Annotated in this window: 26 protein-coding genes; 16 read left to right on the top strand and 10 right to left on the bottom strand. The window is 64.0% G+C overall.

What is annotated here, in order from left to right:
- The first annotated feature begins 85 nt into the window (after positions 1 to 85).
- From AB0O58_RS09820 to AB0O58_RS09810, 3 genes are all read left to right on the top strand, one after another.
- The gene (locus tag AB0O58_RS09820) at positions 86 to 808 is read left to right on the top strand and encodes a hypothetical protein (protein WP_366238147.1); all 723 of its coding nucleotides are present in this window, start codon (positions 86 to 88) and stop codon (positions 806 to 808) included.
- A 116-nt stretch (positions 809 to 924) separates the two neighbouring features.
- A complete protein-coding gene (locus AB0O58_RS09815) occupies positions 925 to 2,310 on the top strand; it encodes an ATP-binding protein (protein WP_366238146.1) in 1,386 nt (461 codons plus the stop codon).
- The gene (locus AB0O58_RS09810) at positions 2,310 to 4,256 is read left to right on the top strand and encodes a VWA domain-containing protein (RefSeq protein WP_032365919.1); all 1,947 of its coding nucleotides are present in this window, start codon (positions 2,310 to 2,312) and stop codon (positions 4,254 to 4,256) included. Before AB0O58_RS09815 ends, AB0O58_RS09810 begins: the two co-directional genes overlap by 1 nt.
- Here the strand turns inward: AB0O58_RS09810 and AB0O58_RS09805 are convergent, their stop codons facing one another.
- The 7 genes from AB0O58_RS09805 to rpmB form a co-directional block, all read right to left on the bottom strand.
- Positions 4,257 to 4,829: a DUF1707 domain-containing protein gene (locus tag AB0O58_RS09805; RefSeq protein ID WP_366238145.1), complete on the bottom strand. Its 573-nt coding sequence runs from the start codon at positions 4,827 to 4,829 to the stop codon at positions 4,257 to 4,259.
- Between the two features lie 25 nt (positions 4,830 to 4,854).
- On the bottom strand, positions 4,855 to 5,319 hold the full coding sequence (locus AB0O58_RS09800; RefSeq protein WP_027496026.1) for a hypothetical protein: 465 nt from the start codon (positions 5,317 to 5,319) through the stop codon (positions 4,855 to 4,857).
- A gap of 46 nt (positions 5,320 to 5,365) precedes the next feature.
- Positions 5,366 to 6,292 (bottom strand): AEC family transporter, encoded by a 927-nt coding sequence (locus AB0O58_RS09795; protein WP_222057376.1) that lies wholly within the window; start codon positions 6,290 to 6,292, stop codon positions 5,366 to 5,368.
- Between the two features lie 80 nt (positions 6,293 to 6,372).
- Entirely contained in the window at positions 6,373 to 6,627 is a 255-nt protein-coding gene (gene rpsR / locus AB0O58_RS09790; protein ID WP_008719028.1) for a 30S ribosomal protein S18, read from the bottom strand.
- Positions 6,628 to 6,641: 14 nt separating this feature from the next.
- Entirely contained in the window at positions 6,642 to 6,947 is a 306-nt protein-coding gene (rpsN, locus tag AB0O58_RS09785) for a 30S ribosomal protein S14 (protein WP_027496028.1), read from the bottom strand.
- Positions 6,948 to 6,950: 3 nt separating this feature from the next.
- Complete coding sequence (gene rpmG / locus AB0O58_RS09780; protein WP_170944568.1) at positions 6,951 to 7,121, bottom strand: 50S ribosomal protein L33; 171 nt, start codon at positions 7,119 to 7,121, stop codon at positions 6,951 to 6,953.
- The gene (gene rpmB / locus AB0O58_RS09775; protein WP_032365915.1) at positions 7,118 to 7,354 is read right to left on the bottom strand and encodes a 50S ribosomal protein L28; all 237 of its coding nucleotides are present in this window, start codon (positions 7,352 to 7,354) and stop codon (positions 7,118 to 7,120) included. The genes rpmG and rpmB overlap by 4 nt, the downstream gene beginning before the upstream one ends.
- Positions 7,355 to 7,491: 137 nt before the next feature.
- Here rpmB and AB0O58_RS09770 point away from each other — a divergent pair, with 137 nt between their 5' ends.
- The 5 genes from AB0O58_RS09770 (at position 7,492) to AB0O58_RS09750 (ending at position 11,791) form a co-directional block, all read left to right on the top strand.
- Positions 7,492 to 8,724: a GTP-binding protein gene (locus tag AB0O58_RS09770; RefSeq protein ID WP_032373129.1), complete on the top strand. Its 1,233-nt coding sequence runs from the start codon at positions 7,492 to 7,494 to the stop codon at positions 8,722 to 8,724.
- Positions 8,721 to 8,981, top strand: a complete 261-nt coding sequence (locus AB0O58_RS09765) for a type B 50S ribosomal protein L31 (protein WP_032365913.1) — start codon at positions 8,721 to 8,723, stop codon at positions 8,979 to 8,981. The genes AB0O58_RS09770 and AB0O58_RS09765 overlap by 4 nt, the downstream gene beginning before the upstream one ends.
- Positions 8,982 to 8,984: 3 nt before the next feature.
- Entirely contained in the window at positions 8,985 to 9,152 is a 168-nt protein-coding gene (gene rpmF, locus AB0O58_RS09760; RefSeq protein ID WP_027496033.1) for a 50S ribosomal protein L32, read from the top strand.
- A gap of 77 nt (positions 9,153 to 9,229) precedes the next feature.
- Positions 9,230 to 10,294, top strand: a complete 1,065-nt coding sequence (locus AB0O58_RS09755; RefSeq protein ID WP_032373048.1) for a VIT1/CCC1 family protein — start codon at positions 9,230 to 9,232, stop codon at positions 10,292 to 10,294.
- A 315-nt stretch (positions 10,295 to 10,609) separates the two neighbouring features.
- Positions 10,610 to 11,791 carry an RtcB family protein gene (locus tag AB0O58_RS09750; RefSeq protein WP_032373047.1) on the top strand — a complete coding sequence of 394 codons (1,182 nt, stop codon included), beginning with the start codon at positions 10,610 to 10,612 and terminating at the stop codon, positions 11,789 to 11,791.
- Positions 11,792 to 11,879: 88 nt separating this feature from the next.
- Here AB0O58_RS09750 and AB0O58_RS09745 read toward each other — a convergent pair whose 3' ends face one another.
- The gene (locus AB0O58_RS09745) at positions 11,880 to 12,176 is read right to left on the bottom strand and encodes a hypothetical protein (protein ID WP_032373046.1); all 297 of its coding nucleotides are present in this window, start codon (positions 12,174 to 12,176) and stop codon (positions 11,880 to 11,882) included.
- A 444-nt stretch (positions 12,177 to 12,620) separates the two neighbouring features.
- Between AB0O58_RS09745 and AB0O58_RS09740 the strand changes: the two genes are divergently transcribed.
- Complete coding sequence (locus AB0O58_RS09740) at positions 12,621 to 14,339, top strand: metallophosphoesterase (RefSeq protein ID WP_032373045.1); 1,719 nt, start codon at positions 12,621 to 12,623, stop codon at positions 14,337 to 14,339.
- A 64-nt stretch (positions 14,340 to 14,403) separates the two neighbouring features.
- Here AB0O58_RS09740 and AB0O58_RS09735 read toward each other — a convergent pair whose 3' ends face one another.
- Positions 14,404 to 15,420, bottom strand: a complete 1,017-nt coding sequence (locus AB0O58_RS09735; RefSeq protein WP_366238144.1) for a magnesium and cobalt transport protein CorA — start codon at positions 15,418 to 15,420, stop codon at positions 14,404 to 14,406.
- A gap of 78 nt (positions 15,421 to 15,498) precedes the next feature.
- On the opposite strand from AB0O58_RS09735, the gene AB0O58_RS09730 reads away from it, so the two are divergent.
- Entirely contained in the window at positions 15,499 to 15,927 is a 429-nt protein-coding gene (locus tag AB0O58_RS09730) for a VOC family protein (RefSeq protein WP_032373044.1), read from the top strand.
- On the opposite strand, the gene AB0O58_RS09725 is transcribed toward AB0O58_RS09730, so the two are convergent.
- Positions 15,924 to 16,205, bottom strand: a complete 282-nt coding sequence (locus tag AB0O58_RS09725; RefSeq protein WP_032373043.1) for a PASTA domain-containing protein — start codon at positions 16,203 to 16,205, stop codon at positions 15,924 to 15,926. The two genes, AB0O58_RS09730 and AB0O58_RS09725, sit on opposite strands and share 4 nt — an antisense overlap.
- Before the next feature lie 114 nt (positions 16,206 to 16,319).
- Between AB0O58_RS09725 and AB0O58_RS09720 the strand changes: the two genes are divergently transcribed.
- The 6 genes from AB0O58_RS09720 to AB0O58_RS09695 all read left to right on the top strand — a co-directional run bounded on the left by AB0O58_RS09720 (position 16,320) and on the right by AB0O58_RS09695 (position 22,921).
- The gene (locus AB0O58_RS09720) at positions 16,320 to 16,934 is read left to right on the top strand and encodes a trimeric intracellular cation channel family protein (protein WP_032373042.1); all 615 of its coding nucleotides are present in this window, start codon (positions 16,320 to 16,322) and stop codon (positions 16,932 to 16,934) included.
- A gap of 76 nt (positions 16,935 to 17,010) precedes the next feature.
- Positions 17,011 to 17,697 (top strand): response regulator transcription factor, encoded by a 687-nt coding sequence (locus AB0O58_RS09715; protein ID WP_027496041.1) that lies wholly within the window; start codon positions 17,011 to 17,013, stop codon positions 17,695 to 17,697.
- 56 nt (positions 17,698 to 17,753) lie between these two features.
- A complete protein-coding gene (locus tag AB0O58_RS09710; protein WP_230595145.1) occupies positions 17,754 to 19,148 on the top strand; it encodes a HAMP domain-containing sensor histidine kinase in 1,395 nt (464 codons plus the stop codon).
- A 100-nt stretch (positions 19,149 to 19,248) separates the two neighbouring features.
- On the top strand, positions 19,249 to 20,772 hold the full coding sequence (locus AB0O58_RS09705) for a trypsin-like peptidase domain-containing protein (protein ID WP_080733202.1): 1,524 nt from the start codon (positions 19,249 to 19,251) through the stop codon (positions 20,770 to 20,772).
- Between the two features lie 89 nt (positions 20,773 to 20,861).
- Entirely contained in the window at positions 20,862 to 21,359 is a 498-nt protein-coding gene (locus AB0O58_RS09700) for a MogA/MoaB family molybdenum cofactor biosynthesis protein (protein WP_197077495.1), read from the top strand.
- A 764-nt stretch (positions 21,360 to 22,123) separates the two neighbouring features.
- Entirely contained in the window at positions 22,124 to 22,921 is a 798-nt protein-coding gene (locus tag AB0O58_RS09695) for an MspA family porin (RefSeq protein WP_032373040.1), read from the top strand.
- The last annotated feature ends 70 nt before the right edge of the window (positions 22,922 to 22,991 follow it).

The raw sequence follows: 22,991 nt of genomic DNA, 5'->3' as shown, positions 1-22,991 counted from the left end.
TCATCGACTGAGCCGCGACTATGTACGAGTGTTCCGTGACACGTATGTGCCCGCGGGAACCACCATAGATGCGCGGACCCTGGCTGTGGCGGCATCTGTGTGCGTCGGAAACAGCGCAATTGTCGCGGGTACTTCGGCGGCCGCCATGCATGGCGCGCGATGGGTCGACGCCACGGTGCCGCCCACTGTGCTTGCGCTGGAAAAATCACATCGAATACCAGGGCTGATCCTCCGGCGCGACTCGATCGAGCCTGGCGATGTGCTCGTTGTCGGCGGGGTGGCGGTGACCAACCCCGTACGAACCGCGTTCGATATAGGGCGATGGGTTCCGCCACCGCAGTCCGTGATCTTCCTCGATTCACTCATGGCCGCGACCGGCCTCGAGCGGGATGCGGTGAGTGCATTCGCGTCACTGCGTCCGAGGTGTCGGGGTATCCGGGTGCTGCTCGACGCCCTCGGTCGGGTGGACGGAGGCGCGGAATCGCCGCAGGAGACGCGCACACGTCTGTTGCTGATCGATGCTGGACTCCCGAAACCCACCACCCAGATCGACATTCGAGATGCGCGTGGTCGATTTGTCGCGCGGATCGACATGGGGTGGGAGAGGTGGCGTGTCGGGGTGGAATACGAGGGGGTGCAGCACTGGCTCGACGAGCGTCAGCGGACCCGCGACATCGAGCGGTACGAGGACCTGCAGCAGTGCGATTGGCATATCGCTCGGGTCAATTCCGAACAACTCCGCCGTCGTCCCGACGAAGTCGTCCGTCGAGTTCGGGCCAAGCTCCGTGAGGCAGGAGCACCGATCTAGCGAGATCGCAGTTGTGCAGGGGATTTGTCCAGTTCGGGTGGCATAAGTGCGAACTCGGCGGAACCACAACGGACCACTAGATGGCAGCAATCGTCAAACGCTCGTAGCGTGGAGAAGTGACCTCCACCAAACCTGGCATCTCCACTCTCGGCGAACTCAAGGCATCCGGACATCGGCAGCGGTCGATCAAGGAAGAGCTCCGCGAAAATCTTTTGAAAGCATTGCGTGACGGCGACGATCCGTGGCCGGGGATCGTCGGCTTCGGGTCGACGGTGCTGCCGCAATTCGAGCGCGCGATTCTGGCCGGTCATGACGTCGTTCTGCTGGGTGAGCGTGGGCAGGGCAAGACCCGTCTGCTGCGTACCCTCAACCTGCTCCTCGACGAGTGGGTGCCGGTGATCGCCGGTGCCGAACTGGGCGAGCATCCGTACGAGCCCATCACCCCTGCGAGCATTCGTAGAGCGAAGGAACTGGGCGACGATTTGCCCATCGAATGGCGGCACCGCAGCGAGCGGTACGCAGAGAAGCTCGCGACCCCGGATACCTCGGTGGCCGACCTCGTCGGCGATGTCGATCCGGTGAAGGTCGCGGAGGGCCGCAGCTTGGGCGACCCGGAGACTATTCACTTCGGTCTCGTTCCGCGGAGTCACCGCGGCATCGTGGCGATCAACGAACTTCCCGACCTCGCCGAGCGCATCCAGGTGTCGCTGCTCAACGTCATGGAGGAGCGCGACATTCAGGTTCGCGGCTACACCCTGCGGCTCCCGCTCGACGTCATGTTGGTGGCCAGTGCCAACCCCGAGGACTACACCAATCGCGGACGCATCATCACCCCGCTCAAGGACCGCTTCGGGGCCGAGATCAGGACCCACTACCCGCTCGAGCTGGACGACGAGGTAGCCGTCATCGATCAGGAAGCGGACCTGCAGGCCGAGGTCCCGGCATACCTGCTCGAGGTGCTCGCTCGATTTACTCGACTGCTGCGCGAATCGCCGTCGGTCGACCAGCGCTCCGGCGTCTCGGCACGATTCGCGATCGCCGCAGCCGAAACGATCGCTGCCGCAGCGGTTCACCGCGCCGCGATACTCGGCGAAGCGGACGCGGTAGCACGGCCGGTGGACCTGGGAACGATCATCGAGGTGCTGCGCGGCAAGGTCGAGTTCGAGTCGGGCGAAGAAGGCCGCGAAATCGAGGTTCTCGAACACATGCTGCGACGCGCGACGGCCGATACCGTCCGGGCACACCTGGGTGGCCTGAACCTCGCGGCGTTGGTGACGGCCGTCGAGACCGGCGACCCGATCGTCACCGGCGATCGCATCACCGCAAAGGCTCTGCTCGACGAGCTGCCCGACGTATCCGTGATCGGCGACATCACCGAGCGGTTGAAGGCGACCTCGGACGGCGAGAAAGCAGCCGCCGTCGAACTGGCGCTCGAAGGTCTCTACCTCGCGCGGCGAATCTCGAAGGATCCCGACGACGACGGCCAGACGGTGTACAGCTGATGCGTCGCTCCAGGTACGGGCGCTATCACGAGGGCCCGGATCCACTGGCTCCTCCCGTCGATCTGCGGGAGGCGCTGGATGCGATCGGCGAGGACGTCCTTGAGGGGGCGTCGCCTCGCCGGGCGTTGCAGGAGATGCTGCGGCGCGGGACGAAGAACATGCGCGGGCTCGACGACCTCGCGGCCCAGGCTGCCAAGCGTCGCCGAGATCTGTTGAAGCAGAACAACCTCGACGGAACGCTGCAGGAAGTGCGTGAGCTGCTGGACAAGGCGGTGCTCGAGGAGCGTAAGGCGTTGGCGCGTGCCCTCGACGACGATGCGCGGTTCCAGGAGATGCAGATCGGCGATCTGTCTCCGTCCACCGCCCAAGCGGTGCAGGAGCTCTCGGATTACGACTGGCGTTCGTCGGAGGGGCGCGAGAACTACGAGAAGATCAAGGATCTGCTCGGCCGCGAGATGCTCGATCAGAGATTCGCCGGCATGAAGCAGGCTCTCGAAGGTGCCACCGAGCAGGATCGTCAGGCCATCAGCGAGATGCTGAAGGACCTCAACGAACTGCTCGACGCCCACAACAAGGGCGAGAACACCGACGAGCAGTTCGACGAGTTCATGAACAAGCACGGTCAGCATTTTCCGGAGAATCCGAAGAATGTCGACGAGCTACTCGATTCACTGGCGGAAAGGGCTGCCGCCGCGCAGCGGTTGCGCAACTCTCTGACTCCCGAGCAGCGAGCCGAGTTGGATGCGTTGGCCCAGCAGGCCTTCGGTGATTCGAACCTGCTGGATCAGCTCGATCAACTGGATCAGAATCTGCAGCAGGCCCGGCCCGGTGAGGACTGGGACGGTTCGCAGAATTTCCGCGGAGAGAACGGAATGGGCCTCGGTGACGGTACCGGGGCACTGCAGGACATTGCCGATCTCGAGAACCTGGGAAACCAGCTCTCGCAGCAGTACAACGGCGCGGCGCTGGACGATATCGACGCCGATGCCCTGCTGAAACAGCTCGGACCGGAGGCTGCTGCCGATGCCCGGATGCTCTCGGAGCTCGAAAAGGCGCTGCAGCAGCAGGGTTTCATGGACAAGGGGGCCGATGGTCAGTGGCGTCTGTCGCCGAAGGCCATGCGTCAATTGGGGCAGTCGGCGTTGAAGGATGTCGCGGGAAAGCTGTCTCGACGCGGCGGCGAGCGAGATACTCGTAAGGCCGGCGCGATGGGTGAGCCGACGGGAGCGTCGCGCACCTGGGAATTCGGCGACACCGAACCGTGGGACGTGACCCGCACGGTCAACAATGCCGTCTTGCGTACGGCTGCACAGGGATCGGGCTTTCCGGTGCAGCTACAGGTGACGGATGTGGAGATCAGCGAGACCGAAACCCGGACGCAGGCTGCGGTGGCGTTGTTGGTCGACACGTCGTTCTCGATGGTGATGGACGGCCGCTGGGTGCCGATGAAGCGCACCGCATTGGCTCTCAATCACCTGGTGAGTACTCGATTCCGCGGCGACGATCTGCAGCTGATCGGATTCGGCAGGCATGCTCAGACTTTGACGGCCTCGGAGCTTGCCGGCCTGGACGGTGCCTACGATCAGGGCACCAATCTGCATCACGCGTTGATGCTCGCAGTGCGGCATCTGCGTCGTCATCCCAATGCGCAGCCGGTGGTCTTGATCGTCACCGACGGTGAACCGACGGCTCATCTGGAGCCGGACGGCCATGCGTATTTCGATTACCCGCCGTCGTCGAAGACGTTGGGTTTGACGGTGCGTGAGCTCGATACCGTCGCGAAACTCGGTGCGCAGGTGACGATTTTCCGTCTCGGTGACGATCCCGGTCTGGCCCGGGTGGTGGACAAGATGGCCGAGCGGGTCGGCGGCCGGGTGATCGCGCCGGATCTGGACGGATTGGGTGCTGCGGTGGTGAGCGACTACCTCAAGCGTCGGCGATCGTAGTCATTTCTCTGCTGCCTTGATGTCCACCGAGACTCCGCCCCAGAAGGCGAGTCCGGTGATGACCACTCGGGGCGCACCGGGGTGCGTGGCGCTGACGTGCTCGAATCCGCCCATGATTCCGGTGCCGCGGACCTCGACGCCGATGCCGGGCGGCACGGTGATCTCGATGCCGCCCATGATCGCGACGCAGTTGATCGTGGTTTCCTGGGCCGAGAACGTCGCTCGGCGTAGGTCGAGTTGCACTCCGCCCCAGAAGGCGAGGGCGTCGATGCGTGCGGCGACAGTCCATTCGCCTTTGCGAACCGAGCCGCTCATGATCGCGATGGCCCGATCGGTCTGGGGCGCACCGGTCTGCGTTGTCTGCGGAGGTGGGGTGAGGGCCAGATCGTCGGTCAACAGGTCCAAGTCGCCGTAGGTCTTCGCTCGGTACGCCGCGGCCGTCCGCTCGTCGTACTCGGTGATGGTCAGTTGACCGTTGGCGAACGCGTCGCTCAGCAGCTGCGCCACGAGGTTGCGATCGGCATCGGCAGCGCGCACCGTACTTCGATTTCGGTCGGGTAGTTGGTCGCTCACCGGTCGGACATTACCGGCGACCGGGTCAGGCCGCATTCAGGATTGCGCGATGACCCAGCGGCGACGCCAGCGTGATCTGCATGGTGGCGTAGACGGCAACCATGATGCAGGACTTGTCCTCGGCGTCCGGTCTGGTCCCGGTACGCAGTTCGATCGTGACGGCCGTATCGGTCTCGGTCACCGTCGCGTCGGCTCCGTAGCACTCGGGCGTGCCGGTGACGAAGTGCACCGCGATGGTGTTGGGGGACACCTGGCTCCACGACTCGAACGGAGTGGTCGTCGCGCGGATCAGATCCGGGGTCGACTCGAACATCGTGCCGACGTCGCCGACGGGAACCTCGTGGGGGACGGGCGGCGCGCTGGGTTGCTGGACGAACCCGATGGGGGTGGTGGAGTTCGTTGTCGGTGTCGTCTCGTCGTCGTCACCGGCGGCGGTGCTGCAGCCGGCCAAGAGCAGGCACAGCATGACACCTGCAGCGAGAAACCTCATGAACCCAAAGTAGCGCTGGGAGCTGAGGAGAACCTTTGTGTTCGTCTCATGCCAGCAGCACCGTGACGAGTGCGATGACGGGAATCGAGACCAGGGTCGTGACGAATGCCGTGTCGCGGGCCAGAACGACCCCTCGCTGGTAACGGCTCGCGAAGACGAAGACGTTCTGCGCTGTGGGCAGTGCCGAGACGACGACGATGGCGAACAGGTCGTGCCCGTCGAGGCCGAAGACGAATCGGGCCATCAGATACCCGAGCAGGGGCTGCAGCGCCATCTTGAACAGGGTCGCCAGAGCCACGTCCCGTCGCGGGCTGATGCCCTTCTGCAGCACCCGCGCGCCGTACAGCGACAGTCCGAACGCGAGCAGTGCACCCGGAACGGACAGGTTGCCGACGAGTTGGAACGGCTGCATGAGCGCCTCGGGGAGCTCGAATCCGGTGATCGACAGTACGAGACCCGCAGCCCCGGCCAGCACGATCGGGTTTCGGAACGGCGTCGTGATCGTCTTGAACAGTGAGACCTCGTCGATCTTGGTGGAGATGTCGAGGACGGTCACCGCGATCGGCGTGTAGATCATGATCTGGAACAGCAGCAGGGGTGCGACGAAGTTGGCGTCGCCCAGCACGAACACAGCGATCGGGATACCGAGGTTCGCGGCATTGACGTAGGAGCTCGCGAGTGCGCCGACGGTCGCGTCGGGCACGGCGCGTTTCAGCGCGAGCTTCGCGATGACGAAGTAGATGGCCCCGACGAGTAGCGCAGTGGAACCGGCGACGGCCAGTACGGGGGACAGGATGACCGACAGATCCGACCTGGCCAACGTGATGAACAGCAGTGACGGCGTCGCCACGAAGAAGACCAGTCGGCTCAGAACGAATTGGCCGTGTTCGCCGAGAATTTTCAGATGGGCGAGCAGGTAGCCCAATGCGATGACGACGAAGATGACGGTGAAGCCTTCGAGAACGCCGGACATCGTAGAACTGCTCGTTTCTTGCTAGGAACGACAGAAAGGCCACGTAGCCCAGGGCTACGTGGCCTTTCTCGAAAGCTGATTCAGCGGCTGGTGAACGGCAGCAATGCCATTTCACGAGCGTTCTTCACTGCGACAGCGACCTGGCGCTGCTGCTGCGGGGTGAGCCCGGTGACCCGGCGGCTACGGATCTTGCCGCGGTCGGAAATGAACTGACGAAGAAGGTTGATGTCCTTGTAGTCCACCGTGGTGACCTTGGCGGCGTTCAACGGGTTCTTCTTCGGTCGACGACCCGCCTCTGCGCGGACCTTCTTCGACGGTGCTCTCTTGACTGCCATCTCTACCTTTTCCCTTACCAGCTCGACTTGTGGACGCCTGGCAGCTCCCCGCGGTGAGCCATCTCGCGCATCTTCACGCGGGACAGCCCGAATTTCCGTAGGTAACCGCGCGGACGTCCATCCGCAGCGTCACGATTGCGCAATCGTACCGGACTCGAATCGCGTGGCAGACGCTGCAGTGCCGCCTGGGCCTCCGCGCGCTCGGAATCGCTGCTCGAGGGCTTGCGAATGATCTCCTTGAGCTCTGCGCGACGCGTTGCCCAGCGGGCGACGACGACCTTGCGTTGCTCGTTCTTCGCGATCTTCGATTTCTTGGCCACCGATCAGCGCTCCTCTCGGAAATCGACGTGCTTGCGCACGACCGGGTCGTATTTCTTCATGACCAGTCGGTCCGGGTCGTTGCGGCGGTTCTTGCGGGTGACGTAGGTGTAGCCGGTACCCGCGGTCGACTTCAGTTTGACGATGGGCCGGACGTCGGTGCTCTTGCCCATCAGATCTTCTCCCCACGTGCGCGGATCTTGGCCACCACGGCGTCGATGCCGTCGCGGTCGATGGTCTTGATGCCCTTGGCCGAGAGCGTGAGGGTGACGCGGCGTCCGAGGCTGGGGGCGTAGTAGGTCTTGCGCTGGATGTTGGGATCCCACCTGCGGCTGGTGCGCACGTGGGAGTGCGAGACCGACTTTCCGAAGCTGGGGGTGCGGCCGGTGACTTGGCAGTGCGCTGACATGAGCACTCCTTTCTTGCTGTTATGACAATCGTTTTCGACAAAGCGTTCAAGCGAATGTAGCGTGCATCTTCAGAGAATGACAATCGTTGTCGAGAAGAAAGGTGCTCGTGAACACATCACCGGACGATCGAACCCCGATGGTCCTCGTCTCCGGCTGGACCGGAGCCATGGACGCTGTCGTGACATCGCTGCTCGCGCCGGGAACTGTCGCAGTCCGCCACGACCTGAGCCGCGTCACCGAGGGCGTCGTACGCCGAACGTTGTTCGTCCTGGGTGAGAACCCGCGCGAGACGATCTTGGAACTGGCGCACGGCTGTGTCTCCTGCACGCTGCGCGAGGACCTGCTGCCGCTGCTACGTGCACTGTCGACCCGCAGCAGTGTCGATCGCATCGTGCTCGTACTGGACCCTGCTCTCGAGCCCGAGGCGTTGTGCTGGGCGGTGGACAACGTCATCGTCGCCGACGTGGTGGGGCAGATCGACGGACCGGCCTCGAGGGACGTACGTATCGAGGCCGTGATCGGCTGCCTCGACGCGGCAACCTGGTTGGCCGACGCCACCGGCGACGACACCTTGGCCGACCGCGGCATCGTCGCCAGCGGTGACGACGATCGAACCGTCGCGCAGCTGGTAGTAGGCCAGGTGGACTACTCCGACTCGCTCGTCGTCACCGCAGGTCCCGAAATCGACGCCTGGGAGCGTGCCAGGCTCGCGGCTGTCCTCGCGCGGTTGGCACCGAACGCACCCGTCGTCTGGGTTTCTCAGGACTCGATGGTCGACGGCCCAGCAGTTCTCGCGTCCGTTCCCTTCGATGCCCGGCGCGGTGAGATCACCGACGCCCACTCTCCGCTGTTGCGCGGCCAGCCGCCCTTGTCCGTCGACTGCGGAGTCGCACTCGTGGAGTTCACCGCAACTCGGCCGTTCCATCCCGAACGACTGCACGAGGCCATCGACGTGTTGCTCGACGGCGTCGTCACCGCCCGCGGACGGGCGTGGGTGGCCACGCAACCCGACGAAGCGCTCTGGATCGAATCGGCCGGCGGCGGACTACGGGTGGCGAGTGCCGGAAAGTGGCTTGCGGCAATGACTCCGGTGGAACAGGATCGCGTCGACACAACCAGGCGAGCGATGGCTGCGCTGCGGTGGGACGAGCAGTTCGGCGATCGAGACACGTCCTTGGTGATCTTGGTACACCAGGCCGACCCCACCGAGATCGACCGAACTCTGCAGTGGGCGTTGGTGTCCGACGACGAGATGACCGATCCCGCTCAGTGGGCCACGTGGACCGACCCGTTCGGCCAGTGGCACGAAGACCCCTGCGAGAGCAGCGAATCCCCGTACGCAGACCAGTCACGAGAGGCAACAGAATGAAGCCAGGCATCCACCCCGATTACCATCCGGTGGTGTTCCAGGACTCGAGCACCGGGAACAAGTTCCTCACTCGATCCACCGTCACGTCCGCCCGCGAGACCGAGTGGGAAGACGGCAACACCTACCCGCTGATCGTCGTCGACGTCTCGTCCGAGTCGCATCCCTTCTGGACCGGGGCGACACGCGTCATGGACACCCAGGGACGCGTCGAGAAGTTCGAGAAGCGCTACGGCCGTCGAAGCCGAAAGGAGGCGTGAGACATGGCTGTTCCGAAGAGAAAAATGTCGCGTTCCAACACGCGTAGCCGACGGGCACAGTGGAAAGCCGTCGCCCCGGATCTCGTGACCGTGCGTTTTCAGGGCCGCGAGTTCAGAGTGCCGCGCAGGTTGGTCAAAGCGGTCCAGGCCGGGGTGTACGACCCGAGCTGACCCCCCGCTCGTGCGCGTTGTGCGCCCTTCCAGGTACGCACAACGCGCACGAGGGCGGAGCCCGGTACGTTTGCTCGATGGACGGAACGGAACCTTCGTCGAAGGACGTCAAGCGATGGCGGCAGTACCTCGCCGACGAGCGGGCCGAGGCCGCCGTCTATCGCGACCTGGCGGGTAGGCGCAGCGGTGAGGAACGCGACATTCTGCTCGAGTTGGCCGACGCGGAAGGCCGCCACGAACAGCATTGGCGCAATCTGCTCGGCGATCGCGTCGGGATGCCACTCAAAGGCGACATTCGTACCCGGATCCTCGGCGTGCTGGCGCGCCGCTTCGGATCGGTGTTCGTGCTCGCCCTCGCGCAACGCGCCGAGACCCGCTCGCCCTACGCGACCGACGCCGACGCAACGGACGCAATGACGGCCGACGAGCAAATTCACGCCGAGGTCATCCGGGCTTTGGCTGCCCGCGGCCGTAATCGGCTCTCGGGAACCTTCCGCGCCGCGGTGTTCGGTGCCAACGACGGCTTGGTGAGCAACCTCGCCCTGGTGCTCGGCATCAGCGGATCCGGGGTGTCCAACCAGATCGTGTTGGTCACCGGACTGGCCGGCCTGCTTGCCGGTGCGCTGTCGATGGGAGCAGGCGAATACGTCTCGGTGCGCTCGCAACGCGAGCTGCTCGAGGCGTCGTCGCCCGACAGCGCCGCAAATGAGGCCGTTCAACACCTCGACGTCGACGCCAACGAACTCGCACTCGTCTACCGCGCTCGCGGAATGACCCACGAGGAAGCCGACGCGAAAGCCGCGGACATCATCCGACTGCTCCCCGCCGTCGAAGAACCGGCCACCGACATCGACGAGCACGAATCCATCGGAACCGGACTCGGTGCCGCCGCAGCGAGCTTCTGCTTCTTCGCCTCCGGTGCCGTCATCCCGGTGTTGCCGTACCTGTTCGGTCTCGAAGGCTATGTGGCCCTTGCCGTTGCTGCGGTGCTCGTCGGACTGGCGCTGATCTGTACGGGCCTGATCGTCGGACTGCTCAGCGGCGGTCCGCCCGTCAAACGTGCACTGCGACAACTCGCCATCGGATACGGCGCGGCCGGGGCGACGTATCTACTGGGACTCGCATTCGGTGGGGGAGTGTAGGTTCCGCTCTGCGTTCTGGGCAGGAATGCACAAATGCGACGTACCTCGACGGGATCCCTTCTGAGCGGCGCACTTCTGTGCATTCTGTCCCGTCTCCCATCCTCACGGTCGAATTAATTAGCTCGCGTCGGAGACTTTCAGCTCGATAGGGTCATCGCCATGCGCGCCACTTGTCTGCCCTGCGCGGCTCTCGACACGAGAGTCCGTCCGAGCATTGTGCTGCGCGCATATTCATCCGAGCTGTGTGCTGCTCTCACCGGCAAACAGCGACCCATCGAATAGCTCTCTCTCGCCGAGGGGGCAGAAAGGAACATCATGCCCCCGAACAAGGTGGGCTTACGGCTGCTCAACTGGGCGTCACAACTCGAGGACAAGACACTCGAGCAGGCCCGCGAAACAGCATCGATGCCGTTCGTGCATCCGCACGTCGCGTTGATGCCCGACGCGCACAGCGGCATGGGAAGTGCTGTAGGAACAGTCATTCCGACGTTGGGTGCTGTCATTCCGGCTGCCGTCGGTGTCGACATCGGCTGCGGAATGATCGGTGTTCGAACAGAATTCACACTCGATGACCTCGACGGACGGAACCTGAAGGATTTGCGACTCGCCATCGAGGCCAGCATCCCCCTCTCGCCCGGCAACTACAACGTCGGTGTCGATCGATGGCAGTTCACTGCGCCAAAGCTGCTCGAACTCGAGGAGTTGGCGGCCAGGGACGGTGTAGAGCTGAACCACTCACCGCAGTGGCGGGAGCAGCTCGGTTCGTTAGGCGGCGGCAATCACTTTGCCGAGTTGTGCCTCGACGAGACCGATCGAGTGTGGCTGTTTCTGCACAGTGGGTCGAGGGGCGTGGGGAACAAGATCGCGAAGAAGCACATCGCGATTGCGCAGCGATTGTGTGCCCAATGGTGGATTTCGTTGCCCAACAAAGATCTCGCGTACCTGCCCGAGAGCTCGACTGAATTCGCGCAGTACATCAGAGATCTGAAGTGGGCGCAGCGGTTCGCGTACCTGAACCGGGCCGAGATGATGGACCGGTTCGGCGCGGTGTTCGCCGAGTGGATGGGAACGGACGACCATCGCGAAGTCGAGCGAATCAATTGCCATCACAACTACACGGTGAAGGAAACGCACTTCGGCAAGGACGTCTGGCTCACCCGTAAGGGTGCAATCGACGCACACGAGGGTGTGAAGGCGATCATCCCGGGGTCGATGGGGACGCGTTCGTACGTGGTCGCCGGTAAGGGTTCCAAGGCCGGCCTGTGCTCGGCTCCTCACGGTGCCGGTCGGCAGTTCTCTCGGACCGAGGCCAGGAAGCGGTTCACCCACGAGAACCTGCAGGAGCGGATGAAGGGGATCGAGTTTCGCGACAGTGCAGACTTCATCGACGAGATTCCCGACGCCTACAAGTCCATCGACGTCGTGATGGAGGACGCCCGCGACCTGGTGAGCGTCGAGCACGAGCTACGCCAGATTCTCAACGTCAAGGGGACCTGAGGGTGCAGGGCCCTGTTGAACGACGAAGGACGCGCACCGAGATCACTCTCGGTGCGCGTCCTTCGTGTCGTTCAGGGGAGGAGAAGACTCACTCCTCTTCGGGGCACGAGAAGGTGATGGTCACGTTGCTGCGGTCGATGGGCGCGAAGTACACCGAGCGCAGGGCAGTTGCTGTGCGATCTGCGAGTGCGCAATCGTTGATGGGGCCGTCGAGCTTGACCAGCATCAGGTTGCCGCTGTCCTTGATGATTGCTCGCGCGGCGGAGATCGACTTGCCCTCGATCTTGTCCTTGAAATCGGGCACATCGGCGGCCTGCGCCAGCGGGGCGAATCCGAGCGCACAGGCAATGGACAGTGCAGCTACGGTCAACGACTTCTTCAACATGACATCTCCTCGGTTTTCAACTGTTGGCTCCCGCTGACTGGCTGCAGCCACAGGGGCGCGTGCAATCACCGGAGGTGTATAACTCACGTCGAACTTCAGCCAACGGGCGCTGACCTCAAGTTTCGTGCTCACAGTAGCAGTGCGTACGGCCATCGGCGCGCTGGTTGTCCACTGAATGGGCAAGCAAATTGTCGCGATTATCCACTCGGATATCTCAAGAGCTCTGACTGGCGCTCGTGTGGCTGGATATCTACCGATCTTTACCGCAGTGTTGCGTGAGGTTGCGGCCTTTCTGAACCGCCGTTGCCCTTGGTCCGGTGGGGCCTTCCTTCTCGACGGGATTGTCCCCGTTCGTCCTGTTGTGCCTCGCTGTTCTCCGTCTGTTCACCTGCAATGTGCTCTGCTGTTCAGCGTCCGAGGGGGCTCGGCGGTCACCATCGATTCATGACGCTCAATCCCGCAGGCGAGACCGTCGCGACCGGAATTCCGGGGACGCTCGCCGAGAACATGACGATGGCCGAGCAACACGACTGGCATCGGTCGTTCCTGCGGCGGCACCCGGTGAGTCGACGCAACTTCCTGGTCGGTGCCGCAGCCACGGCAGCCGCGGTGGGCGTCGGTAATTCGGCGTTCACGCGCACCGCCTATGCGCAGGACGCCCCGCTGGCGGTGGCCGGTCGACACATGGGCTTCGGCAACGACCCGGCGACGCAGTTGCGATTCTCCGCTCAGCTTTCCCGTAATCCCGGCATCACCGGTGTCTTCCTCGATCACGGCCCGACGCCTGCGTTGGGAGCCACGACCTCCGCCGAGGTGCGCAACCTCGTCAGCCAGGTTCCGCAGACCGATGGCGGCATCCTGTCGGCCGAGCAGTACTACGTGCACGTGCCCGTCGACAATCTGACGCCCAAGCTGCCGCACTATTACCGATGGCGTACCGCGGACGGTTTCGTCAGCGACATCCGCAGCGCATCTCCGGCGCTGCCGACCGGACGCATCGCTCCGTTCCGCTTCACCATGATGGGGGACCAGGGCGTCGACGAAACCCCTTCGCAGCCAGCCGGTCTGGTGGCCGGTGATTACGACGACCTGTACTACAAGGCCGACAACGAACCGTCGGTCAAGCACGCGCGCAACATCAATCGCCAGATCGAGGCGTCGCGTCCGGACTTCCACATTCTCGCCGGCGATATCGCCTACGCGGACCCGTCGGGTGCCGGTCTGCCACCGCAGTTCGCCGGCCACGGCAAGACGCCGCCGAAGGGATTCGACAAGTTCAATCCCTTCGTCTGGGACGGCTACTTCCAGGCGATCGAGGCCAGCGCGTCGACGACACCGTGGTTGTTTGCCACCGGCAACCACGACATGGAGGCGCTGTACAGCCCCAACGGATACGGCGGCCACGCGGCACGTCTCGATCAACCGAGCACCGGGCCGAAAGGCTGCCCGTCGGCATATTCGTTCGTGTACGGCAACACCGCGGTGCTCTCGCTCGACGCGAACGACGTCAGCTACGAGATCAAAGCCAACACCGGCTACAGCGGCGGAGCCCAGAACACCTGGGTGGAGCAGACTCTCGCCAAGTATCGGGCGGACCCGAACATCGACTTCATCGTCTGCTTCTTCCATCACTGCGCCTACTCGACCACCTCGACGCACGCGAGCGACGGCGGCGTACGCGACGCGTGGGTATCGCTGTTCGACAAGTACGAGGTCGACGTGGTGCTCCAGGCGCACAACCACGTGTTCGAGCGCACCGATCCGATCCGCTCCAACCGTGCGACGCGGGTCGCCGGCGACAACGCCACGGTTCGCGGAAAGACCGACGGCACCGTGTACTACACCGTCGGCGGGGGTGGTCGTCCGCGTTACACGTTCCAGGACGGCGAGGGCGTCAGCTACCGGGGCCACGAATTGCCGGACACGGCTGTTCCGAACAGCTACGTCTGGGCGCCCGACGGCACCAAGTCGGCGGAGTCGATCACGTGGTCGCGAGTGAGATTCCTGAACTACTCGTTCGTGAGAGTCGATGTGGTGCCGGGTATTCCGGGCATCAAGGCCAGCGCGATGTCCATCGGAGCGATCGACGAATACGGCAACGAATTCGATCGCCTCACCTTCGAGCGCGATATCCCGGTGGGCCCGATCTTCGGTTCCTCCTGAGTGCCCATGTGAGTGGAACTTCGACCCCTGCTACGAACTTCCACTCACGTGCGGCGCAGCCGCTCTACAGCCACTTCTGACGTTTGAACACCACGTAGAGCGCGCTGGAGCAGATCACCATGGCGACCAGCGCCAGCGGATAACCCAAGTGCCACTTCAGTTCCGGCATGTCCTCGAAGTTCATGCCGTAGATCGCGGCGATGAGCGACGGCGCGAACAGGATTGCGCCCCAGGACGAGATTCGTTTGACCTGTTCGTTCTGCTCGAGGCTGACCTGCGTCATGTTCCGCATCTCTTCGTTCTGCTGCTGCGCCACCATGGTGGAGTGCACCGTCATCGCGTTCTGCAGGTTGGATCGGAACGATTCGATGCGGTCGGAGATGCGAATTGCGTGGTCCAACACGTCCCGAAGGTTTCGTTGCAGCTCGACATCGACGTGATACTTGTCGGACCCGCGCTTGAGGGATTTGATCATCTCCACCAGAGGTTTTGCCGCACGGTCGAATTCGGACACCTCACGCAGCAGTGAGTAGATGCGCCTCGATACGCTGGGATCGCCGGTGAACAGCTGATCCTCGATTTCGTCGATGTCGGTCTGCAGTCCCTTCACCACCGGGACGTACTCGTCGACCACCTGGTCGAGGATTCCGTACAGGATGGCCTCGGGCCCGAGCGCGAGCAACTCGGGCGATTCCTCCAGTCGATGTCGGACGAGACCGAGTTCGGGTGATTCGGCGTGGCGGATCGTGACGACGAAATCGGCTCCGAGAAAAATGTGCAATTCACCGAATTCGACCTTTTCGGTCTCGTCTATGTACCGCGCGGGTCGCAGAACGACGAACAATTGCTCGGCGTAGCGTTCGAGCTTCGGCCGCTGATGCGCCGCGATGGCATCCTCGACGGCGAGTCGGTGCAGCCCGAATTCCGTTGCTACTGCGTTGATTTCGCTGATCTCGGGACGGTACAGGCCGATCCACGCCATACCGTGGCGGTCACGCATGCACTCGAACGTGATGTCGAGACTCTCCGGATTCGCGGTCCGCTTTCCCTCGACATAGACGGCATTGTCGACGATCGGCACTTCGGGTCACCTCGGTTCGAGAACTTCTAATGTGCCGGACGGCACCCGACCGAGACTATCGCCTGAAACAATGGGGCGATGCAGCAGCAAGTTCATTTCACCACTCTGGCCACTGCGGATCTCGATGCCGCTCGAACGTTCTATTGCGACGGCCTGGGGTGGACGCCGTTGCTCGACGTTCCTGGCGAGATTCTGTTCTTCCAGATCGGGCCCGGTGCGGTGCTCGGTCTGTACGACGCCACCGCGTTCGACGGGGATCTGGGACGGCCGCCGCGCGAACACGATCTCGGCTCGGTCACGTTGGCGCACAACGTCGACGACGCGGCGGCCGTCGACGCGATGTTCGCGGCCACTCTCGCGGCCGGCGCGACACCGATCAAGGCACCGGAGCGGACATCGTTCGGTGGCTATCACGCCCACATCGCCGACCCCAACGGAGTCATCTGGGAAATCTGCCACAACCCCGGTTGGCGCGTCGACGACGACGGGACGGTTCGGCTGACTTAGCCGGCACCGACTATCAGTAGAAGGGAGGCGTTCTCACTGACCTTGTCGCCGGCTTGAAAGTTGGTTCCGACAACCGTCGCGTCAGGACGGTCGTAGTCACTGTTCACGTCGGAGAAGCCTGCATCCGACAATGCCTGCTCCGCGTCCGATTCGGTCAGTCCGGACACTGCGGGAAGCGTCGCGCGGTCGGGCGCTGCGTCGGCGATGGCACCGCCGCCGAGAGTGAGTGCCCCAGCCACCGCGAGGGTGGCGATCGTCTTCTTGAATCCGATGCCCATGTCTTCGTCCTTACTCGTCGGCCCTGTATGACAACGCAACCGTGCTCCCGAAGGCTGTGACGCCGTTTCGATGTTGCTGTGAAGCTGCTGTCAGTCGCATGACATGCTCGTTCGGTGCTTCTCGACCTCCTCGGATACATCGGTATCGCAGTCTTCGCGGCGTCCGGTGCCTTGGTCGGCGTACATCGACGACTCGACCTGTTCGGGGTCTGCGTCGTCGGAATCACGACGGGTATCGGGGGCGGCATCGTTCGCGATCTGCTGCTCGGTATCCATCCACCGACGTCACTGGACACCTGGCCGAACGTCACCGTCGGCTTCTTCGCCTCGCTGGTGGTGTTCGTCGCGCATCGGCAGATGGGCAAGGTGCGCCGAGGCGTGCTCGTGCTCGACGCGTTCGGGATGGGCCTGTTCGCGTCGACCGGCGCGACGATCGCCTTGGGTGTCGGCGGTAGCGCCCTATCGGGAGCGCTGATCGGGACGACGACGGCCGTGGCCGGTGGCGTCATCCGGGACGTCCTCGTCAACGACGTTCCCCTGCTGCTGCACCGCGACCTGTATGCCCTACCTGCGCTGCTCGGTGCGACGGCCGTCGTGGTGGCCGAGGCGCTCACCCTGCCGGAGAACGTCGGGTTGGTCGCGGGGACGGTACTGGCGACCGGCCTGAGATTGCTGGCCCTGTGGCGTAAATGGAACCTGCCCCAGGCTCGGAACCTACCTACGTTGTGAGCTTCGACTGCCGGTGCGCGTACCGACCGACCACCCCTCTCAGCCGTGTCTCAGTCGACCAGGACAAACTGTACCGATGCGGATACTGGTGGTCGACGACGATCGAGCGGTGCGCGAATCGCTGCGCAGGTCGCTCACGTTCAACGGGTACACCGTGGACCTGGCGGTCGACGGCCTCGATGCCCTGGAACAGGTAGCTGCGGCGCGTCCCGATGCGTTGGTGCTCGATGTGATGATGCCGCGTCTCGACGGCCTCGAGGTGTGTCGGCGATTGCGCAGCGTGGGCGACGACCTGCCGATCCTGGTGCTGACGGCGCGTGATTCGGTGTCCGAGCGCGTAGCCGGTCTCGACGCCGGTGCAGACGACTACCTGCCCAAGCCGTTCGCGCTCGAGGAGCTCCTGGCTCGGCTGCGGGCATTGTTGCGGCGCACAGCTATGGAAGCCGGCATCGACTCGGAGACCATGACGTTCGCGGACCTGTCGCTGGACCCGGTCACCCGTGAGGTCTCGCGCGGCGAGCGTTCGATCAGCCTCACCAGGACCGAGTTCTCGTTGCTCGAGATGCTCATGACCAATCCGCGCCGAGTGCTCACCAGAAGTCGCATTCTCGAAGAGGTCTGGGGCTACGACTTCCCGACTTCCGGCAACGCGCTCGAGGTGTACGTCGGGTATCTGCGGCGCAAGACCGAGGCCGAAGGGGAGTCGCGACTGATCCATACCGTTCGCGGTGTCGGATACGTCCTGCGCGAGACGCCCCCGTGATAGGCAGTTCGTTCGGGCGCAAGACGCCCGACGGCGGCGCACTTCCGCCTCCGCCGATGCGGCCACCGACGCCGTTGACGAGATCGGTGTCGTTGCGGTGGCGGGTGACGCTGTTGGCTGCGTCCGTCGTGGCGATCGCGGTGGCCGTCATGGCCATTGCGGCCTACACCGTGGTCTCGCGCGCGTTGTACGGCGACGTGGACACCCAGTTGCGTTCTCGCGCATCGGCATTGGCGGAATCGGACCTGGTGTCCTACGACCCACGGTTCGTGGCCGGTGCCACGTTGTACAGCACCGACGTCAGTGTGGCGTTGATCTACCCCGACATGACCAGTTACAATCCGCCCGGACCCAAGGTGCCCGTCGGCGATTCGGAACTTGCTGTGGTGCGCGGAGAGCAGGCCTCGTCGCTGCGCACACTCGACGATCAGCGAGTGCTCGCGCTGCGCACCAAGGACGGCAGCACCCTGATCGTGGCGCAGCGACTGCTGCCCACCGGGGAAGTGCTGGATCGATTGGCGTGGGTTCTACTGGTCGTCGGTGCGTGCGGTGTGGTGTTGGCGGCGGGTGCCGGCATGGCCGTGGCGCGCACCGGGTTACGGCCGATTGCACGATTGACCGCGGCCGCAGAGCGGGTGGCGCGTACCGACGATCTGACGCCGATTCCGGTGACCGGCGACGACGAATTGGCCCGATTGACCGAGAGTTTCAACACGATGCTCCGAGCCTTGGCCGAATCTCGCGGCAGGCAGAGCAGATTGGTCGCCGACGCCGGGCACGAACTTCGCACGCCGCTGACGTCGCTGCGCACCAACATGGAACTGTTGATCGCGGCGGGACGTCCGGGTGCACCGTCCATTCCCGACGAGGACATGGCCGAGCTGCGAACCGACGTGGTAGCTCAAATTCAGGAATTGTCCACGCTGGTAGGTGATCTGGTGGATCTTGCACGCGAGGACGCACCCGAGACGGTGTTCGAGCGGGTCGATCTGGCCGATGCCGTCGAGCGCAGCCTCGAACGAGCTCGCCGTCGCCGCAACGAGATCGACTTCGATGCCACGCTCATGCCGTGGTTCGTCTACGGAGATCAGGCGGGCCTGTCGAGGGCAGTGCTCAATGTGCTCGACAACGCGGCCAAGTGGAGCCCCAGTGGCGGAGAAGTGCGAGTTGCCATGCGGCAGATCGGTGACGGCCTGCTCGAGCTGACAGTGGACGATGCGGGCCCCGGCATTCCGGAGGAAGACCGCGAACTCGTCTTCGAGCGCTTCTATCGCTCGACGGCATCGCGTTCCATGCCCGGATCCGGTCTGGGACTTGCCATCGTGCGGCAGGTGGTCGTCAAACACGGCGGCACGATTGCCGTCGAGGTGTCCGAGCGGGGTGGAGCTCTCATTCGAATCGTGTTGCCCGGTGAGGGTGCCGCGGACCCCGAGACACTCTCGGCAAACTGATAGGCGAGTCTCAGCGCGCTCTCAGTACCGCCCTGCACAGTGAGTAGCAAGAAGGCGGGCGACCTCGAAGCCGAGGTCTCTATCGAAGGAAGCAACAGCGATGAGCGACGACCGTAACGAACCAGAACAGCCCGGACGGGATGCCGGTGCACAGCATCATCCTGCGGACCGGGCTTCACACGGCGGCGAGCACGATCCCTCGACTCAGCACCAGCCCACCCAACACCAGCCCACCCAGCAGCAGCCGGCTCAGCAGAATCCGACGCATCAATTCCCGCCGCAGCAGGCGCACCCCCAGCAGAGCTACCCACAGCAGTACGCGGGCTACGGGCAGAATCAGTACCAGCCCGGCTACGGCCCCTACGGTCAGCACGGCGACTCGCAGGCCGGTCAACACAACCCCGGTCAGCATGCGCAGCCCCAACAGGTTGCGCCGCAGCCTCATTCGGCATCGGGCACCGTCAAGTCCCGGCCGGGCCGTTCCGCTCTGGTGGCCGGAGCGATTGCTCTTGTCCTCGTGGGCGGCGGAATCGGCGGCGCGGTCGGTGCCATCGCGACCAACAACGCCAACGGCAACAACGCCGGTGTCACCAATTCGCTGAACTCGCCGATCACCGCCGCGCAACCGGCCGCCAACTTCCCCGACGGTTCCGTTCAGGCCGTCGCGAACAAGGTGCTGCCGAGTGTCGTGCAGATTCAGGTGAAGGGCTCACAGCAGGAAGGTGAGGGCTCCGGCGTCATCCTCAGCAGTGACGGCCTGATCCTGACGAACAACCACGTCGCCACCGGCGCAGGGGCCAACGGCAAACTGACCGTCGCGTTCGCCGACGGGTCGGTGGCCGACGCCACCATCGTCGGTGCGGACTCGGTCTCGGACATGGCCGTCATCAAGGCCGAAGGAAAGACGAATCTGACCCCGATCGAGTTGGGCAGCTCGTCCAACCTCGAGGTCGGCCAGCAGGTCGTCGCCATCGGCTCGCCTCTCGGTCTCGCCGGAACGGTCACCACCGGCATCGTTTCCTCACTCAACCGCCCGGTATCGACGTCCGGTGAGTCCGGCAACCAGAACTCGGTGATCGACGCCATTCAGACCGACGCGGCCATCAACCCCGGCAACTCCGGCGGCGCTCTCGTCAATACCGATGGCCAACTGATCGGCATCAACACCGCCATCGCCACTCTGGGCGGCAGTGAGGGCTCCGGCGCACAGAGCGGCTCGATCGGTCTCGGATTCGCGATCCCGGTCGATCAGGCCAAGCGGATCGCCGACGAGCTGACCACCACCGGCAAGGCCACCCAAGCGATGATCGGTGTGCAGGTGCCGTCCAAGGACGATGCCAACGGCGCAACCGTCGTCGAGGTCACCGAGGGTGGCCCGGCTGCGTCGGCAGGCATTCCGAAGGGCGCGGTCATCACCAAGGTCGACGATCGGATCGTTGCCAGTGGTGACGCGTTGATCGCCGCCGTGCGTTCGCACGCACCCGGCGATTCGGTGAAGATCACCTACACGGACGGCGGCAGCGAGAAGACCGTCGACGTGACGCTGGGCACGGCCGAGCCGGCTGCGGCACCGGCTGCGCAGGTTCCTTCACTGCAGATCCCGTCGTTCCCGGGCGGTCGCTGATGCTCAGGGAAGCCGGCAGGCACGGCACCATTGCAACTATTTACGCACAGCGTGAGCCGGGTACGGGCCTTACTACTACGGTGAGCGGTATGGAACTCGACGCACCCTTGGCCGGCCGCGCGTTGGTCGTCATCGTGGACGACCGGACAGCTCACAGCAACGAGAAGGATTCGACGGGTCCGCTGGTGACCGAACTGTTGACCGAGGCCGGATTCTTGGTCGACGGTGTGGTGGCAGTGACGGCCGACGAAGTGGACGTGCGGAACGCGCTGAACACCGCGGTGATCGGCGGTGTCGATCTGGTGGTGTCCGTCGGCGGCACGGGTGTCTCGCCTCGCGACGTCACTCCCGACGTCACGGCCGAGGTGCTCGATCGCGAGATACCGGGAATCAGTGAGGCGCTGCGCTCTTCCGGCCTGGCAGCCGGATCGTTGGACGCGGGCCTGTCTCGGGGACTGGTCGGAGTATCGGGCAGCACGCTGGTGGTCAACCTTGCGTCGTCCCGTGCGGCCATCCGTGACGGCATGGCGACGCTGACTCCGCTGGCGAGTCAGGTCATTGCCGAGCTGTCGGGATTGGACGCGTAGTCACTGCGATGAACGACGAGCCGATCGAGAATCGACCGGACGACGAAGCGAGCCGGGCCCGAGCAGAACGGGCCCGGCTCGCTCGTATCTTCGGAGACGTGTTGCCGGACGCGACGGGAGACGACCGGGGCGACGGTCCCGATGGCGACTCTTTGTCGGTCGATTGGTTGAAGCAGCAGCGACCACCCCATTACTTTTAGTGTGATCCACAACACATTTCGCTGCCTGGAATGACAGCTCTGTTAGTTAGTCGTTTACCTGTCGTTAGCGACCTACCGGGCGGTATCGCTGGGCGAAGCCGCCGAAAACGGACACCACAGACCGGGTGTGGGCCGGGCTTATCGCGCAATCCGGACAGGGCTCTCGTCACGTCTTCCCATATCAGGGTCGTTTTACTCCTGATCGGCACCTGTAACGGTTTCGACTTCTCGGGAGATGCTGTGACGCAGGTTATCGCTAACACGGATGTGAAAGATGTTCACGCCGACGAAACACATCACGAGATGGCAACGTTTGAGCGTCGATCGTAGGGATTGTCACGGTCAGGCATCTCCTCTAATGTTCCCCTCAGCTTCCAAGGGATCAGGGCGTGGGACCAACCGGTGCCGCGCCCTTCATCTCGGAACTGAACAAACGAGGATGTGGCCTTCAGGCTCCATCCGGCTCGGGCTCGCACACACTGACGCGTGCGATTCAGTTCGAGGGTGAAAGCCACAAGCTTCCCCGTGCGACACCGCGCTGGGACTGAACATGATGAGGAATAAATGACGGAGATCCAGAAGTCGCGGCGCAGCCGGGGACTCAAGTCCATGAGCGTCGCAGTTGCTGCCAGCGCTTCGGTAGTCGGCCTGGTGCTCGGTACCGGGACCGCTTCTGCCGCTGTCGACAGCGCGAAGTCCATCGTCGACGCCGATGGCAACACCGTGACGTTGACGCTGTCCGACTCCTTCGTCAGCGGCGTTGCGCCTCTCGACGGAAACCCGCTCACCCGTGAGTGGTTCTACGACGGCCGCGCATCCTTCGACGTTCAGGGACCCACGGCTGACGACTTCGAGGGCACCCTCACCGCCGGCCTGCAGATCGGCTACCCGTTGAGCCTCGATGGCGGCGTGTCGGTCGAGTGGGCTTCGCCTTCGGCCAACTTCGGCATCGGCTCGAAGAACACGACCACCGGAACGCTCGCGACGACTGCGGGCGACCTGCTCGACCCCACGGGCGCTCTCGAGGGTCTCGCTGACGTCCCGCTGACAGGCGTTGCAGAGAGCAAGTCCAACCTCGACGTCGGCGTTCAGCTGATCCCGCAGGCAACTGCGACCATCGATCTCGCTCCCGGCGGCGGCGTCGTTCAGTCCGAGAGTGCAATCGCCACCTTCAACGAAGAGGCGAACATCTCCAAGACCGAGGGTGACGCTGCAGGCGCTCAGGGCTCCATCCAGCTCGCCGGCGTCCACGGCACCGCTACGGGCATCCTGGGCAACGTCACGGTTCGTCCGTACGTCACCCTGCTCAGCGCAAAGGGTGACTCGATCACCACGTACGGCCCGGCAACTCGCCTCAACTGATCTCGATCGGTTGATTCTGGTTTCCTAGTTCTTCCGGTTCAGGCCCGCACGGATTCTCCGTGCGGGCCTG

Source organism: Rhodococcus sp. NPDC080181, assembly GCF_040702225.1.
Taxonomy (GTDB): Bacteria; Actinomycetota; Actinomycetes; order Mycobacteriales; family Mycobacteriaceae; genus Rhodococcoides; species Rhodococcoides fascians.
Note: the sequence above shows the minus strand (reverse complement) of the source record. Positions and strands in the feature narration are given on the sequence as shown.